Annotated in this window: 11 protein-coding genes; 4 read left to right on the top strand and 7 right to left on the bottom strand. The window is 59.7% G+C overall.

What is annotated here, in order from left to right; all coding sequences use genetic code 11:
- Positions 1–70 precede the first annotated feature (70 nt).
- Entirely contained in the window at positions 71–1108 is a 1038-nt protein-coding gene (locus tag V0R60_RS24050) for an OmpA family protein (RefSeq protein WP_136475259.1), read from the top strand.
- 57 nt (positions 1109–1165) lie between these two features.
- Here V0R60_RS24050 and cobA read toward each other — a convergent pair whose 3' ends face one another.
- From cobA to V0R60_RS24025, 5 genes are all read right to left on the bottom strand, one after another.
- Positions 1166–1909, bottom strand: a complete 744-nt coding sequence (cobA, locus tag V0R60_RS24045) for a uroporphyrinogen-III C-methyltransferase (RefSeq protein WP_136475260.1) — start codon at positions 1907–1909, stop codon at positions 1166–1168.
- Positions 1910–1938: 29 nt separating this feature from the next.
- Positions 1939–3609 (bottom strand): bifunctional protein-serine/threonine kinase/phosphatase, encoded by a 1671-nt coding sequence (locus tag V0R60_RS24040; protein WP_330080823.1) that lies wholly within the window; start codon positions 3607–3609, stop codon positions 1939–1941.
- 9 nt (positions 3610–3618) lie between these two features.
- Positions 3619–4830: a nitrate/nitrite transporter gene (locus V0R60_RS24035; RefSeq protein WP_136475262.1), complete on the bottom strand. Its 1212-nt coding sequence runs from the start codon at positions 4828–4830 to the stop codon at positions 3619–3621.
- Positions 4831–5067: 237 nt separating this feature from the next.
- Positions 5068–5643, bottom strand: a complete 576-nt coding sequence (locus V0R60_RS24030) for an ANTAR domain-containing response regulator (protein WP_136475263.1) — start codon at positions 5641–5643, stop codon at positions 5068–5070.
- Positions 5644–5658: 15 nt separating this feature from the next.
- Positions 5659–6873: a CmpA/NrtA family ABC transporter substrate-binding protein gene (locus tag V0R60_RS24025; protein WP_330080822.1), complete on the bottom strand. Its 1215-nt coding sequence runs from the start codon at positions 6871–6873 to the stop codon at positions 5659–5661.
- Positions 6874–7024: 151 nt separating this feature from the next.
- Here V0R60_RS24025 and V0R60_RS24020 point away from each other — a divergent pair, with 151 nt between their 5' ends.
- The gene (locus V0R60_RS24020) at positions 7025–8047 is read left to right on the top strand and encodes a quinone-dependent dihydroorotate dehydrogenase (protein WP_136475265.1); all 1023 of its coding nucleotides are present in this window, start codon (positions 7025–7027) and stop codon (positions 8045–8047) included.
- 94 nt (positions 8048–8141) lie between these two features.
- Here V0R60_RS24020 and rmf read toward each other — a convergent pair whose 3' ends face one another.
- Entirely contained in the window at positions 8142–8357 is a 216-nt protein-coding gene (rmf, locus tag V0R60_RS24015; RefSeq protein WP_010223328.1) for a ribosome modulation factor, read from the bottom strand.
- 540 nt (positions 8358–8897) lie between these two features.
- Between rmf and rlmKL the strand changes: the two genes are divergently transcribed.
- Together rlmKL and V0R60_RS24005 are read left to right on the top strand one after the other, a co-directional pair.
- Entirely contained in the window at positions 8898–11099 is a 2202-nt protein-coding gene (gene rlmKL, locus V0R60_RS24010; protein WP_136475266.1) for a bifunctional 23S rRNA (guanine(2069)-N(7))-methyltransferase RlmK/23S rRNA (guanine(2445)-N(2))-methyltransferase RlmL, read from the top strand.
- A 106-nt stretch (positions 11100–11205) separates the two neighbouring features.
- Complete coding sequence (locus V0R60_RS24005; RefSeq protein WP_136475267.1) at positions 11206–13602, top strand: sensor domain-containing diguanylate cyclase; 2397 nt, start codon at positions 11206–11208, stop codon at positions 13600–13602.
- A 4-nt stretch (positions 13603–13606) separates the two neighbouring features.
- Here V0R60_RS24005 and dacB read toward each other — a convergent pair whose 3' ends face one another.
- Positions 13607–15070, bottom strand: coding sequence for a D-alanyl-D-alanine carboxypeptidase/D-alanyl-D-alanine endopeptidase (gene dacB, locus V0R60_RS24000; RefSeq protein WP_330080821.1), 1464 nt, complete (start codon positions 15068–15070; stop codon positions 13607–13609).
- Between the last annotated feature and the right edge of the window lie 283 nt (positions 15071–15353).

The following is a 15353-nucleotide window of genomic DNA, read 5'->3' as shown; positions in this document are numbered from 1 at the left end:
GACTTGTCGTCGAGTTGTCCCCCGGATTGTGGTGGGACTGCTTAACTATCACCAGATGGGGATTTAACGGATGAAATTGAAAAACACCTTGGGCTTGGCCATTGGTTCTCTTGTAGCCGTCACTTCGCTCGGCGCTCTGGCACAAGGCCAAGGCGCGGTTGAAATCGAAGGTAACGTTACCAAGCAGTACTACGATAGCGAGCGCAATTTCAAAAACGACGGCACCAACCCTGGTGTTCGTCTCGGTTACTTCCTGACCGACGACCTGTCCCTGGACCTGGGCTACAACGAGACTCACAACGTTCGTGGTGAAGTCTTCAACAAAGACATCAAAGGTTCCAAGGCCAAGCTCGACGCTACCTACCACCTGGGTACCGTAGGTGACGCAGTGCGTCCGTACGTTTCCGCTGGTTTCGCGCACGAGAGCCTGGGTCAGGCTACCAACAACGGTCGCGACCACTCTACCTTCGCCAACCTGGGCGCCGGTGCCAAGTGGTACATCACTGATATGTTCTTCGCCCGTGCTGGCGTTGAAGCTCAGTACAACATCGACAACGGCAACACCGAGTGGGCACCGACCGTAGGTCTGGGTCTGAACTTCGGTGGTAGCGGCGGTAAAGTTGCTCCAGCACCTGCTCCAGTTGCTGAAGTCTGCTCCGACAGCGACAACGACGGCGTTTGCGACAACGTTGACAAGTGCCCTGACACCCCAGCCAACGTTACCGTTGACGCTGACGGCTGCCCGGCTGTTGCCGAAGTCGTACGTGTTGAGCTGGACGTCAAGTTCGACTTCGACAAGTCGGTTGTGAAGCAAAACAGCTACGGCGATATCAAAAACCTGGCTGACTTCATGAAGCAGTACCCACAGACCACCACCACTGTTGAAGGTCACACTGACTCCGTCGGTCCTGACGCTTACAACCAGAAGCTGTCTGAGCGTCGTGCTAACGCCGTTAAGCAGGTTCTGACCAACGAATACGGCGTAGAATCGAGCCGTGTTGAGTCGGTTGGCTACGGTGAAACCCGTCCGGTTGCTGACAACGCCACCGACGCTGGTCGCGCTGTTAACCGTCGCGTAGAAGCACAAGTAGAAGCCCAAGCCAAGTAATTGGTAAGCGCTTCACAGAAAAGCCCGGCCTAGGCCGGGCTTTTCTTTGCCTGCGATTCAGGCCGGAATCTGTAACAGCGCGCTGCTGGATGCGGCTTGGCCGGCTACGTCGCCGATAACCAGGATGGCCGGGCTGCGCAGTTTGAACTGTGCGGCGTCTTCGCACAGTTGCATGAGCGTGCTGCGTTGCTCGCGTTGCTGCGGCAGCGATGCGTTCTCGATCATTGCAACGGCTGTCTCGCCTGCAAGACCGCCGGCCAACAGGCCCTGGCGGACCTCCTCGAGCTTGCTGACGCCCATGTACACCACCAGGGTGGTGCCGCCCTGAGCCAGTGCCTTCCAATTAAGCGGACTGTCATCTTGAGTGTGCGCAGTCACCAGGGTTACACCACGGCTCACACCGCGCAGGGTCAGGGAAATTCCGCACTGGGTTGCTCCAGCAAGGCCGGCTGTAATGCCATTGATCAGTTCAGCTTCGATGCCGTGGGCATGTAACCAGGCCGCCTCCTCACCGCCACGGCCAAAGATGCAAGGATCACCGCCCTTGAGCCGCGCCACGCAGCGACCCTGGCGTGCGTATCGCAGCATCAGGCGTTGAATGAAATCCTGAGGGGTGGAGCGACAACCGCCGCGTTTGCCAACGGCAATGACCCGCGCCTTGGGGCAATGTTCGAGGATCAACGGATTGACCAGGTCGTCAATCAGTACCACGTCGGCTTCGCTCAAGGCGCGAACCGCCTTCAGGGTTAACAGCTCCGGGTCACCAGGGCCCGCACCAATCAGCCAGACTTTTGCTTCCATCAGGGTTTCCTCATCGGCAAGGGGCGCTTTCAGCCTTTTAGCAGGCAGATCAGCAATATCAGGTTGAGCAGCAGCGAAAACAGGGCCAGGCCGCGCCAGACCTTCAGTGGTTCGCGCTCAAGCAGCGGTCGTGGGCGTACGCTCAAGTGTTGGCGTTCGCCTTGTTCGAGCAGCAACAACCACTGCTCGGCAGTCTCGAAACGTTGTTGCGGGTCGGCTGCCAGCGCTTGATTCAAGTTGTGCTCCAGCCATTCGGGCAAATCTGGGCGATAGCGGGCAGCACTGGTTGGCTGAGCAAAGCGCGGGCGTTGGAATGCTTCGATTTCTCCATAGGGGTAGTGACCCGTGAGCAGGTAGAACAGGGTTACGCCGACGCTGTAGAGGTCTTGCTGTGGATTGGGTGGCTCGGCGTCGAAGGCCTCCGGGGCGATAAACGATGGGGTGCCAGGCAGCTCGTGGGCACGGTCTTCGGAAAGGCCAGGGCAGAAGGCCAGGCCAAAATCCAGCAAGCGCAGTTGACCGTCGTCGCCGATATGCAGGTTCTCCGGCTTGATATCTCTGTGCAGGATGTTGCGTCGGTGCAGCAGGCCCACTGCCTGGAGCAGTTGCTGGGCCAATGTTTGCCATTGGGCAAGGGGCAGGGGGCCTGCCTGATTGAAAAGTTGAGCCAGGGTTTGCCCAGGGTATTCACGCATCAGGTAGTACAGGTGCTGGCGTTGGCTGGCAGGGTGTACTTCAGGGACGTAACGCCCGGCCACCCGGCGTAGAAACCATTCCTCAAGCAGCAGGCTTTGCAAGGCACCGGGTTCGTCCTTGCGATGCGCAGGCAAGGTTTTCAATAGCCACGCTTCTTGCTGCTTGTCGCGCACCCGGTACAGCAGGGACTGACGGCTTTCACCGAGCACTTGCTCGATCGTCCAGCCATCGATCGATTGGCCGCTGCGCAAAGCCGTTGGTAACGGCCATTGTTGCAACTGCGCCAACGAATCGCCGAGCGTGACCGCGCCCAATTGGTCGACGCGCACCAGCAACGCGCTGGCGTTGTCCTGGCTGCCGCTGAGGTGCGCCGAGGTGACCAGGGTCTGGGCGGCGTCTTGCAGATCGAGCTGTTCGCGCAACACGGCCCTGATCTGTGACTCGCTGAGGCTGGCCCACACGCCGTCGCTGAGCAGAACGAAGCACTCACCCGCCTGCAGCTCGCCCTCCAGGTAGTCGACCTGCAAGTGCTGATCGAGGCCCATTGCACGTTTGAGTACATGCTGCATACCCGGTTGATCCCAGACGTGATCCTCGCTGATGCGGTGCAACTGGCCGGCAGCCCAGCGATAGATCCGGCAGTCGCCGACATGGGCCAGGGTGAACCTTCGACCCCTGAGCACCAGGGCGCTGAGGGTGGTCAGCAACGGCTGGCCAGCGCCATTGGCCCGCAGCCAGCGATTCTGCGCCAGCAGCAGGCGATCTAGCGCCTGGGCGACACCCCAGGTCGGTGGCGTGGCGTAATAATCCAGGGCCAGTGCCTGCAGGCTTGCGCGCGCTGCCAAGCCACCATCGGCACATTGGCTGACACCGTCGGCCAGGGCAAACAGATACCCTTTGCTGGCTGCCAGCTCCGGATTCGGTGTTACCAGGCGCAGGGCATCCTGGTTCTCATCCCGAGGTCCGGTAGCGCTGGCTTGGGCGAAGCTCAATTGCAGGCTCATGGCAACGGCTCAGACCCGTGCCGCAGTGACTGCGGCCGAGCCCCAGGTGGTACGCCAGCGTTGCTTGACACCATGCAGGCCGAACCAGGCCAGTACCCCGAGGCTGGCGAACAGCCAGAGCCCCAGCTGGTAGTCGCCGCTGTGCTGTTTGATCGCACCCAGGCCGGCAGCCAGCACGAAGCCGCCAATACCGCCGGCCATGCCGATCAGGCCGGTCATTACCCCTATTTCCTGACGAAAACGTTGAGGTACCAGTTGGAACACCGCGCCATTGCCCGCGCCAAGACCGAGCATGGCGCTGACGAACAACGCCAGTGCTGCGACCGAGCTGGGCAGGTTGAAGCCTACTGCGGCGATGCACACAGCTGCCACGGAGTACATCGCCAGCAGGGTGCGGATGCCGCCAAAGCGATCGGCCAGGGCGCCGCCCAATGGACGCATGAGGCTGCCGGCAAATACACAGGCAGCGGTGTAATAGCCGGCAGTGACTGGGCTCAGGCCATATTGGTCGTTGAAGTATCCAGGCAGTGCGCTGGCCAGGCCGATGAAACCGCCAAAGGTGACACTGTAGAAAAACATGAACCACCAACTGTCACGGTCACCTAGGGCTTTTAGGTAATCGTTCATGGCTTTAGGCTTGGGCCGTTGTGGGGCGTTGCGTGCCAGCAGCGCAAACAGCACCAGGGTCATGACCAGCGGAATCACGGCAAAGCCGAAGACGTTATTCCAGCCGAAGCTGGCTGCCAGCACTGGCGCCAACAGGGCCGCGAACACCGTGCCGGAGTTGCCAGCACCGGCAATACCCATGGCTTTGCCTTGGTGTTGGGCTGGGTACCATTGCGAAGCCAGCGGCAGGGAGACCGCGAAGGAGGCGCCAGCGACGCCAAGAAATACGCCGAGCAACAAAGCCTGTTCGTAGCTATCGATCCCCAGCTTCCAGGCGCAGAACAGGGCGACGATGACGATGACCTGGCCAATCAGGCCAGCGGTCTTTGGCGACAGTCGATCGACCAGGATGCCCATGACAAAGCGCAGGATCGCACCTGCCAGGATCGGGGTGGCGACCATCAGGCCGCGCTGCTGTGTGGTCAATTGCAGATCGGTGGCTATTTGCACTGCCATGGGGCCGAGCAGGTACCAGACCATGAAGCTGAGGTCGAAGTATAAAAAGGCGGCGAACAGTGTGGGGATATGCCCGGACTTCCAGAAACTTGTATTCATCGAACACCTCGTTGAACGTTGCACTGCAGGTCGCGCCCTCAGCGGGCAGAAACGAAAAAGACGTCGCCTCCCGACCCGCTACTGCGAGGGGGATGCGACGTCTTTGTCGTGGAGGGGCAACCGCCGTTGGCTACCTTTGTGTTTGATTCAGCAAAAACTGGGCCAGCGTGTTGCGTGTTGCGTGTTGCGTGTTGCGTGCTGTGGTCGGTGGGGGGCTAGCCCGACCCAGCCCAGGGCTCAGCCAAGCAAATCGCTCATTGCGATAATTTGTTCAGCGACCTGAATCAACTTCTGCTGCTTGCTCATGGCCTGGCGGCGCATCAGGGTGTAGGCCTGCTCTTCGTTGCAGTCCTTCATCTTCATTAACAAACCCTTGGCCAATTCGATGCGTTTGCGCTCGGCCAACTGCTGGTCACGTGCCTGTAACTGCGCTTTGAGCGCCTGGTCGCTCTCGAATCGAGCCATCGCGACATCCAGGATCGGCTGCAGGCGGGACGCATGAATACCTTCGACGATATAGGCGCTGACGCCCGCCTGGATCGCCTGGCGCATCACATTTGGGTCATGCTCGTCGGTGAACAGGACGATAGGCCGGGGAAGGTCCCTGCTGACTATGATCACTTGCTCCATGACGTCACGCCCCGGTGATTCAGTATCGATCAGCACGACATCGGGTCGCACCGTTTCGACGCGTGCTGGCAAATCGATGGTCAGGCCGGACTCTTCAATGACCTCGAAACCTGCTTCAACCAAGGCAGTCTTCAAGCGTCCAACTTTTTTCGCTGTATCGTCGATCAATAGGATTCGCAGCATAGTGGCGTCCCCTTGTCAGCGATGGGCGAGGGCGTCAGGCTTTTCAGCCAGCGCGTGAAGAGAAAAGCTGCGGGCATAGCCTGCCGGGTCGCTGCCATCCCAATAGGTACCGTCGTTGAACTGGCTGCGACGCATATTCTGTTCACTGCAAGGCACGCCAATGGCGGTGGCCGCATCGCGGTACAGCGCCAACTGTTGCACTTGGCCAGCTACGGCAAGGTAATCGGGGTCTTCGCGCAACAGTCCCCAGCGACGGAACTGAGTCATGAACCACATGCCGTCGGACAAGTACGGCAAGTTGGCTCGGCCCTGATCGTACAGGCGCAAGGCATGGGGATCATGCCAGCGATTGCCGAGGCCGTCGTGATAGTTACCGAGCATGCGTGGCTCGATGGCCTGTACAGGCGTGTTCAAGTAGGCCGCATCGCTGAGCAATTGCGCTGCGCTGCGGCGATTCTGCGGACTCTGCTCGATGAAACGGCTGGCGGCCAGAATTGACTTGATCAGCGCCCTGGCAGTGTTGGGGTGCCGCTCGACGAACGCGCGCGTGCAGCCCAGCACTTTCTCCGGGTGATTCGGCCAGATCGATTGGCTGGTAGCCAAGGTGAAGCCCTGGCCTTGCTCAACGGCGTCTGCTGACCACGGTTCGCCGACACAAAAACCGTCGATGCGCCCGGCGCGCAGGTGAGCAAGCATCTGTGCCGGTGGTACCACCACACTGTTGACGTCAGACAAAGGGTGGATACCCTGGCTGGCGAGCCAGTAATACAGCCACATGGCGTGAGTGCCAGTGGGAAATGTCTGGGCAAAGGTAAGTTTTGTTCTGCTTTGGTGCACAAAACGCTCCAGCGCCTCTGGACGGGTCACGCCCTGGCGCTGCAGCTCTGCCGACAGATTGATGCCCTGGGCGTTCTGATTCAGTCCCATCAGCACCGCCATGTCCGTAGCGCTGGTACCGCCGATGCCCAGGTGAACGGCGTAGATCAGCCCATAAAGGCTGTGGGCTGCATCCAGTTCACCGCTGACCAACTTGTCGCGTAATCCGGCCCAGGAGCTTTGGCGCTTGAGGTTCAGGCTCAGGCCATAAGGTTGGGCGAAGCCTTGGGTCGCCGCAACCACCACTGATGCGCAGTCGCTCAGGGCCATGAAACCGATGTTAAGGCTGTGCTTTTCCGGCGCATCGCTGCCATTGACCCAGGCCAGAGAAGTTGTGGGGATTTCGTTATTCACAGTGTCACGCCTGTATCGAAGGTCAGGCCGTGCCGCTTTCGTGGCCGGTGCGTAAGGTCAATAAAGCAACGCATATGCCAAGGCTGCGCTGTCCCCCGGGCGACGCCACCTATATAATCGCCCCCTCACTCACGTCGAGCTAAGCCCGCCCATGTATACCCTGGCCCGCCAGCTGTTGTTCAAGCTCTCTCCGGAGACTTCCCATGACCTGTCCCTGGACCTGATCGGCGCCGGTGGCCGCCTGGGCCTGAACGGGCTGCTGACCAAAGCCCCGGCTTCATTGCCGGTTACCGTCATGGGACTGGAGTTCGCCAACCCGGTGGGGTTGGCAGCAGGCCTGGACAAGAACGGTGCGGCCATCGATGGTTTTGCCCAGCTGGGTTTCGGTTTTGTCGAGATCGGCACCGTCACTCCCCGTCCCCAGCCCGGCAACCCCAAGCCACGACTGTTTCGCTTGCCGCAAGCCGAGGCGATCATCAATCGCATGGGGTTCAATAACCTTGGCGTCGACCATTTGCTCAATCGCGTGCAAGCTGCGAAGTATCGCGGTGTGTTGGGTATCAACATCGGCAAGAACTTCGATACCCCCGTCGAGCGCGCGGTGGACGACTACCTGATCTGCTTGGACAAGGTCTACGATCACGCCAGTTACATCACCGTCAACGTCAGTTCACCGAACACACCGGGATTGCGCAGCCTGCAGTTCGGCGATTCGCTCAAGCAGTTGCTAGAGGCGCTGGCCCAGCGCCGTGAGCAACTGGCCGGTGAACGTGGCAAGCGTGTGCCGCTGGCAATCAAGATTGCGCCAGACATGAGCGACGAAGAGACCGCACAGGTGGCAGCAGCACTGCTCGAGTCGGGAATGGATGCGGTAATCGCCACCAACACCACGCTCGGTCGCGAGGGTGTCGAAGGCCTTCCTTACGGTGACGAGGCGGGTGGCCTGTCGGGTGCGCCGGTGCTGGAAAAGAGCACGCATATCGTCAAAGTGCTTTCTGCTGAACTGGGTGGCAAGCTACCGATCATCGCGGCGGGCGGGATTACCGAGGGCAAGCACGCGGCGCAGAAAATCGCTGCCGGTGCCAGCCTGGTACAAATCTATTCAGGGTTTATCTACAAGGGACCGGCATTGATTCGCGAAGCGGTGGATGCAATCGCTGCCTTGCCGCGCTAGGTCGCAGGCATAAAAAGGGCCCCATGAAGGGGCCCCTGGGCCTCAGCCCGCCGCCCGGATGGGGCGCGCATGGTGAATGAATTCAGTTCCTCGTTTAGCCAACGGCGTGAAGTTCGTTGAGTCTATGAATACCCGCAGTGCCGGTCATACCGTCCCAATTGTCGCCGCGTCCTTCGCGCCAGCCATTGATCCATGCCTGGCGTACAGACGGTAGAGTAAAGGGGCAAAGCTCGCGGGATTTGCCGGTGACCCCATATTGGTAGCCACGTGAAAATGCTCTTTCCAACGGATCACGCTTAAGTCTTCTCATAGGGTGTTGCCCTCACTTGTTGACTGTAATGTCGCGTCGGCCTCTAGGAGGCCGGGCAGAATCGTTCTGCCGGTTTTGCGCTCGCTGCCGGCGTCGCGAGCGAAGGTGTTGCCCCGTTGCGGTGACAACCTGAGATGAGTTCTAACCAATGCGCGACACAGTGTGAATGATCGTTTTGTCATAAGGACGTAACCTTTCATAGGGTGAAAGGATAAGTAAATAAATGCATCAAAGCGGGATTCAACGTAAAGCCCGCTATGATCAGGGTTTGATAAGAATTGAAGTCACTTGGCCATGGCTGCGTGATAATTTGTAACAAGGCAGTCAATACGACGAAGGGTCATATTTCACCCTGACAGTCGTGAATTTTTCATTCTGCCCGGCACTCAAAGGCTTTCTGCTTTGGCAAAAGCATGATTGCTCGGGCGGCCCGGCACACGTTGCGGTGCCATTTGAACGCTCGCTGGAAAGGCGTTTGATTAAACATCGGAAGGGCGATGCGCTTGCCCTCCACTCATTGCTCAAAGCACTGGAAACCTCATGTCGGACCGTTTCGAACTCTACCTAACCTGCCCTAAAGGTCTTGAAGGACTGCTTGCCGAAGAAGCTCGCGGTCTGGGCCTTGAAGAGGTGCGCGAACACACCTCGGCCATTCGCGGCTCGGCCGACATGGAAACCGCCTACCGGTTGTGCCTTTGGTCGCGCCTGGGCAACCGTGTGCTGCTGGTGCTCAAGCGCTTCAACATGAAGAATGCCGACGATCTGTACGATGGTGTGCACGACGTCGAATGGCAGGATCACCTGGAGGCCAATGGTTCGCTGGCGGTGGAGTTCAGTGGCCATGGCTCGGGCATAGACAACACTCATTTCGGCGCGCTGAAGGTCAAGGACGCGATTGTCGACAAGTTGCGTACCCGCGATGGCGAGCGTCCGTCGGTCGACAAGCTCAACCCGGACCTGCGCGTACACCTGCGACTGGACCGTGGCGAGGCGATCTTGTCCCTGGACTTGTCCGGTCACAGCCTGCACCAGCGTGGCTATCGCCTGCAGCAGGGCGCTGCGCCGCTGAAGGAAAACCTGGCGGCTGCTGTGTTGATTCGTGCTGGCTGGCCGCGTATTGCCGCTGAAGGCGGGGCGCTGGCCGACCCGATGTGTGGTGTCGGTACGTTCCTGGTCGAAGCCGCGATGATCGCTGCCGATATCGCCCCCAACCTCAAGCGTGAACGCTGGGGCTTCAGTGCCTGGCTTGGCCATGTGCCTGCGCTGTGGCGCAAGTTGCATGACGAAGCGCAGGCGCGCGCCCAGGCCGGCCTTGCGCGTCCGCCATTGTGGATTCGTGGCTACGAGGCCGATCCGCGCTTGATTCAGCCGGGTCGCAACAACGTTGAGCGCGCCGGGCTTAGCGACTGGGTGAAGATCTATCAGGGCGAAGTGGGCAGTTTCGAGCCGCGTCCAGACCAGAACCAAAAGGGCCTGGTCATTTGCAACCCGCCCTACGGTGAGCGCTTGGGCGATGAAGCGAGCCTGCTGTACCTCTACCAGAACCTGGGTGAGCGTCTGCGTCAGTCCTGCTTGAACTGGGAGGCCGCGGTGTTTACCGGTGCCCCGGACCTGGGCAAACGCATGGGTATTCGCAGTCATAAACAGTACGCGTTCTGGAACGGTGCGCTGCCGTGTAAATTGCTCTTGATCAAGGTCCAGCCTGATCAGTTCGTCACTGGTGAGCGCCGTCAACCTGAGCGCGATGCCCAGGGTAATGAGGGTGCGCGTTCACCTGCGGCAGTTGCCAGCGAGCCGGCACGCCTGAGCGAAGGCGGGCAAATGTTTGCCAACCGCCTGCAGAAAAACCTCAAGCAACTGGGCAAGTGGGCCAAGCGCGAGCAAATCAGTTGCTACCGCTTGTATGATGCCGACATGCCTGAATACGCGCTGGCTATCGACCTGTACCAGGACTGGGTCCACGTTCAGGAGTATGCTGCCCCTCGTTCAATCGACCCGGAGAAGGCCCAGGCCCGACTGTTCGATGCACTGGCGGCAATTCCCCTGGCGTTGGGCATCGACCAGAGCCGAGTGGTGGTCAAGCGTCGCGAGCGGCAGAGTGGCACGCGTCAGTACGAGCGCCAGAGCACCCAGGGCCAGTTCCTGGAGGTCAACGAAGGTGGCGTCAAGTTGCTGGTCAACCTGACGGATTACCTGGATACCGGCTTGTTCCTCGATCATCGTCCGATGCGCATGCGTATCCAGCGTGAAGCGGCAGGCAAACGCTTCCTCAACCTGTTCTGCTACACCGCAACCGCAACTGTACACGCGGCCAAGGGCGGTGCCCGCAGCACTACCAGCGTCGACCTGTCGCGTACCTATCTGGATTGGGCACGGCGCAACCTGTCGCTCAATGGTTTCTCTGACAAGAACCGCCTGGAACAAGGTGATGTGATGGCCTGGCTGCAAGCCTGCCGTGACGAATACGACCTTATCTTCATCGACCCACCGACGTTCTCCAACTCCAAGCGCATGGAAGGTGTGTTCGATATCCAGCGTGACCATGTCGAGTTGCTCGACCTGGCAGTGGCCAGGCTGGCACCTGCTGGCGTGTTGTATTTCTCCAATAACTTCCGCAAGTTCCAGCTCGATGAACATCTGGGCGAACGCTATGTCGTAGAAGAAATCACCGCGCAGACGCTGGATCCGGATTTTGCGCGCAACAGCAAGATTCACCGTGCGTGGCGCATTCAAGCGCGTTAAGTGCAAACTTCTCCCAGGCCCCGGATTGCTTCATTAGTGGCGAATGGCTATAACTGAGGTAGGGCCTGGGAAACGCTGCATGCTGGCGTTATGAGTGTTATCTACTATGTCGATGCATGGCGTTCGTCCAAAGATGCTCGGCTTTGTCAGCGAAGAAGTATCCGCCTGGCTCGTTGCCCTTGTGGCATTGGTGGCTGGCGGTCTGTTGACCGCTTTGCTGGCGCTGGCAACTTACGAGTTGTACCAGCAGCAGCTGCGGCAACGCTTCCAATTGCTGGCCAGCGAGCGCTACAGTCGTATCGAAGAGCGCTTCGAGGATCAGGTGCAGCGCCTTGATGGCCTGCGCCGATTCTTTGTCTATGCCACCGAAATTACCGTCGACGAATTCAATGGCTATGCACGCCCCTTGTTGCATCGCACCCAGGCCTATTCCTGGGCGCCACGCGTACCGGGGGCGGCTCGTGATGAATTCGAACGACGGGCAAGCGAGACGCTAGGTCGTCCGTATTCAATTCAGCAACTGACCGACGAGGGTGAGTTGCAAGTATCGCCTCAGCGCCCACTGTACTACCCGGTGCTGTTTACCCAGGCCTTAGGCCCTGCGCGCCAGCCCTTCGGCCTGGACCTGCTGTCGCAGGCCTTGCGAGAGGATACGCTGCAGCGCGCCTCCAAGCCTGGCTCCCTGGCTGTATCGGCGCCGTTGAACCTTACCGACGTAGAGCCCGACTATGCGCGTGGGGTGCTGATGGTGACGCCGGTGTTCGCGCCAGTCGACCCTGGTCCGTTGCCCAAGGGCTATGTCATGGCGGTGATCAGTATGCGTCAGCTGATGGCCGAGGGGCTGCCGAACGCGGCCCAGGACAATCTGGTGGTACGGATTCGCGATCTCACGGGGCCGGATGGCCGCCAAGAGGTGCTGTTCCAGTCCGATAACCCGGGCACTTCATCGTCGCTTGCGGCCAGCTATCTGTTGCACCTGGCCGATCACGACTACCAACTTGATATCCGCCCCAGCCTGGCCTTCATGCAGGCCAACCGGTCTTCGGCAGTCACCGCTGTGGTGTTTCTTGGCGGGCTGCTCAGCTTGATGCTCAGTGCCTTGCTGTTCAGTCTGTTCAGCCAGCGCCAACGTGCCCTGACTCTGGTGGAGCAGCGCACCGATGAACTGCGCGTGAGTGAGCAATCTTTGCGTGACACCCATAACCAGCTGAGCAGTGTGCTCAACGCCGCGACGCAGGTTGCGATCATTGCCACCAACTTGCGTGGCGTTGTCACGACCTTCAATGCCGGTGCCGAGCGCATGCTCGGTTACAGCAGCAGCGAAGCGGTCGGCAATCTGTCCCTTGAAGGACTGGTGTCGCCTCAGGAGCTGCAGCAGCGGGCGCGGGATCTAAGCCAGCGCTACGGGCGCGAGATCACACCCGCCCAGGCCATGTTCGCGCAAACCGTTCCGGAAAATGGTCGCGAAGCCGGAGAGTGGACGCTGGTGCGCAAGGACGGCAGCCAATTGCTGGCCAATATGCTGGTAACAGCAGTGCTCGATGAGCAGGGGTTGTGGGTTGGCCACCTGGCAATCTGCATCGATGTTACTGAGCGCAAGCGCGTGCACGAAGCCTTGGCAGAGCGCGATCGTTTGCTGGACAAGCTCAGTGCCGAAGTGCCGGGGGGCATCTATCAGTTTCGTCTGCGTGCCGATGGCAGCTCTTGCTTCAGTTATGCCAGCGAAGGCTTGCGGGATATCTACGAGATCGATCCGGCGTTGCTGCGTCAGGATGCTACCGCGGTGTTCGAGCGCATTCATCCGGACGACCTGTTACGGGTGCGTACTTCGATCCGCAGTTCTGCAGAGCAATTGACCCCTTGGCGAGAAGAGTATCGAGTGTTGTTGCCAATCGCCGGCCAGCGCTGGGTCAGGGGCGAGGCAACGCCCGAGCCGGAGGCTGATGGCAGCACGCTCTGGCACGGCTATTTGACCGATATCTCCGATTTGAAGCGTGTCGAGGAAGAGCTGCGGGCCTTGTCGGTGACTGACTCACTGACAGGTATCCACAACCGTCGCTATTTTCAGGAACGATTGAAGTCGGAGTTGGAGCGCGCCCAGCGCGATCAGCAGGAGCTGGCGATCATCATGTTGGACATCGACCATTTCAAGCGGATCAACGACCAGTTCGGCCATGCCGTGGGTGACCACGTGTTGCGCAGTCTGTGCCAGCGCATCAGTCAGCGCCTGCGCCGCACTGATGTGTTCTGCCGTTTGGGCGGCGAAGAATTCATGGTGCTATGCCCAGGCAGTAGTGCCGACCAGGCGTACTCACTGGCCATGGAACTATGGCAGGGTGTACGTAGCGTAGCGGTAGAGGGCGTCGGGCAGGTCACTGCCAGTTTCGGCATTGCCGGCTGGCGCCCGGGGGAGGGCGCCGATGCCTTGCTGCTGCGCGCCGACTCTGGCGTGTACGCGGCCAAACTGGCTGGCCGCGATCGCGTCGAAGCAGAACTGCCCTAGGCTGTCAGGGCGCTACAGCGGCAGTGCTGTTGACCAGCTTTGGCTGGCGATACAGGTCCAGCAGGACCTGATCGAGTACCGCAGAGGCACCCCAGGGCTTTGGATCGTTGAGGATCGCTGCCACTGCCCAGGTATTGCCGTTGCTGTCGCGGCTGAAGCCTGCAATCGCACGTACGGTGTTCAGGGTGCCGGTCTTGATATGGGCTTCGCCGGTCATGGCCGTGCGCTTGAGACGCTTGCGCATGGTGCCATCCATGCCTACCAGTGGCATGGAGCTGATGAACTCGGCGGCATAAGGGCTTTTCCATGCCGCTTGCAGCAGGGCAGCCATTTCCCGGGTGCTGACGCGCTCAGCACGAGACAAGCCCGAGCCATTTTCCATGATCAGGTGCGGCGCCGTGATGCCTTTTTTCGCCAGCCACTGGCGTACCACACGCTGCGCTGCACGGGCGTCGTCGCCGTCGGCATCGGTACGAAACTGTGCGCCCAGGCTCAGGAACAGCTGTTGAGCCATGGTGTTGTTACTGTATTTGTTGATGTCGCGGATGATCTCGACCAAGTCTGGCGAGAAGGCGCGGGCCAGCAAGCGTGCGCTCTTGGGTACATTGTCGATGCGGTCGCGGCCTTGGATGGTGCCACCCAGCTCACTCCAGATGGCGCGCACTGCACCTGCCGCGTAGGTAGGGTGGTCGAGCAGCGACAAGTAGGTTTGCGAGTTGCAACCATCACCCAACTGGCCACTGACCACGACAGTGACGCCGTCAGCCTGAGTCACCGGGTTGTAGCGGACATTGCCGGAGCATTGCTTGCTGTTGACTGCCTTGATCTGATTGTCGATGCGGATGTTGGCGATGGGTGGCTCAACCGACACCAGCACTTTGCCGCCGTCATTGCGGGCCACAAAACGCAGGGCCTTGAGGTTGATCAGCAACGAATCAGGCTTGACCAGGAACGGTTTGTTTTCGTCGCCACCGTCGTCATTGAACTGGGGAAGCACCGGCTGGACGAAATGGCTGCGGTCGAGCACCAGATCGCCGCTGATGGTCTGTACACCATTGGCGCGCAGGTCGCGCATCAGCAGCCAGAGTTTTTCCATGTTCAGTTTCGGGTCACCGCCACCTTTGAGGTAGAGATTGCCCTGCAAGACACCGTTGCGCAGGGGGCCGTCACTGTAGAACTCGGTTTTCCATTGGTGCGTAGGGCCCAGCAGTTCCAGGGCGGCATAGGTGGTGACCAGTTTCATGGTTGAAGCTGGGTTGACCGACACATCGGCGTTGAACATGGTGGGTGTACCAGGGCCGTTGAGCGGGATCATAACCAGCGACAGGGCCGTGTCCTGCAATTTGTTGGTTTTCAGCGCTTGCTGCACTTTGGCGGGCAGCGTGGTGTTTACGGCCGCAGCCTGAGAGGGAAGCGCAATAGGCAAAAGCAGGCCGGCGAGCAGAAGAGGGCGTAAAGATTTGATCATGTAGTAAAACCCTGCGCGCGAGGGGTGAAAAAAACGGAGCGGGAAAAGATGAAAGCTCCGGTATAAAAAAATATAGCGCGCATTATGCCCGAAGGTGCTGGGCGATGGGGCAGTGGCAAGGGGTGGCTTGTCGGCTTTTGTGCAAGTAAGTCGGCTAATTTGGCTTGCTGTGGGCAAAAAAAAGGTTGTTCACGGAATTCCGGGAGCTACGCACCGGGGCCTGCTAGCGAGTGAGCACCGGAATGTGGCTCGAATGGCGATGGACATATCCGTTTGTTGGGGT

Origin of the sequence: Pseudomonas auratipiscis (assembly GCF_036324085.1) — a bacterium.
In the GTDB taxonomy this organism is placed as follows: Bacteria; Pseudomonadota; Gammaproteobacteria; order Pseudomonadales; family Pseudomonadaceae; genus Aquipseudomonas; species Aquipseudomonas auratipiscis.
The sequence above is the reverse complement of the archived record's forward strand: the minus strand, read 5'-3'. Positions and strand labels throughout refer to the sequence as shown.